This window comes from Cupriavidus sp. WS, assembly GCF_000395345.1.
Taxonomy (GTDB): Bacteria; Pseudomonadota; Gammaproteobacteria; order Burkholderiales; family Burkholderiaceae; genus Cupriavidus; species Cupriavidus basilensis_B.
In genome coordinates this window covers 1-666 of sequence record NZ_AQPL01000110.1, presented here as the reverse complement: position 1 = coordinate 666, position 666 = coordinate 1, and the positions used below count along the sequence as shown (strand labels likewise).

The 666-nt window shown below is 73.9% G+C and carries 1 pseudogene; it reads left to right on the top strand.

What is annotated here, in order from left to right:
* Positions 1-257: pseudogene (locus K206_RS43660) on the top strand (histidine kinase); the annotation flags it as partial.
* Positions 258-666: the final 409 nt, after the last annotated feature.

Here is a 666-nt window from a genome sequence, read left to right as displayed (position 1 = left end):
CCAAGACCCTGGCTGCTCCCGCGGCCCCGGCCAGGTCCGCCGCGCCGCTGGCCGCCGTGGGCGGCACGCGCGCGCCGGTGCTGCCGAGCAAGGCCCGCGCGCCGGTGGTGCGCCTGGGACGCGAGCCGGTGCTGTCGTCCAAGTCGCTGCCCGCGCGCCCGGCCAAGGCCGCCGCGTCGGCCCCGGTGCGGCGCGCGCCGCGCGCGGTGCCCGCCGGCAACCTGGCGGTGGCCAACGGCGACTGGGAATCCTTCTGACGCGGGCGCGGTGCCGCTCGCGAAGACAGGCGGGCGCGGCACCGGAAAGGCACCCGGGTGGCGGCGGCGCAGTGGCGCGATGGCGGTGAAAGCGGGCTGAAAGGCCAATGAAAGCGCGCTGAAAGGGCCGCCGGAAAACATCGGGCAGCCACCGGAAAGCCGCCGGAAATCAGCCCGAAAAGGGCGCTGCAAGGCGGCGGGCTTCGGCCTACAATATGCCCCTTGTATACAAAAAACAGCGATGTGCGAGGCCCCCCAGCCTGCCAATCGTTGTCCTTTTTCCGCGTTTCCCTCCTCCCGCCCGCCCATGCCCGCCGCCTCCCAGACGTCGTTCCCGCCGGTTTCCGCCTTGCCTTCTTCTTCCCCTGCCGCATCGGCGGCGGCCTCCGCCGCGCCGCCCGCGCAGGGC